The organism is Arenibacter sp. F20364 (assembly GCF_023015905.1).
GTDB lineage: Bacteria > Bacteroidota > Bacteroidia > Flavobacteriales > Flavobacteriaceae > Arenibacter.
The window spans coordinates 1-362 of sequence record NZ_JALKBD010000168.1 but is presented as its reverse complement, the minus strand read 5'-3'; the positions used below and the strand labels follow the sequence as shown (position 1 = coordinate 362).

Here is a 362-nt window from a genome sequence, read left to right as displayed (position 1 = left end):
GTTTATGACTTTACAGGAGATGTATTACCTGTAGAAGGAGGAACTATTAGCCCTAAGCAAGGGACATTTGAGTCGGGAGAAAAGGTGACCATAACGGCAATTCCTTCAAATGGATTCTATTTTAAAAACTGGAGTGGCGATATTTCAGGAACAAATACTCCTTATTCACTTACAATAACATCGGATACAGAGGTTATCGCCGTTTTTGAAAAAAACGATACAGATGGTGATGGTGTTCCGAACGATATAGATAAGTGTCCTGAAACGTCTGCCGGGGAAACCGTAAATGTGGATGGCTGTGCGGAAAGTCAAGAAGATTCTGATGGAGATGGAGTAACAGATGATCTAGACCAATGTGCAGA

At 41.2% G+C, this 362-nt stretch carries 1 protein-coding gene; it reads left to right on the top strand.

What is annotated here, in order from left to right:
- The coding region (locus MWU84_RS24475; RefSeq protein ID WP_246906625.1) for a thrombospondin type 3 repeat-containing protein at positions 1-362 on the top strand (362 nt) is incomplete at both ends.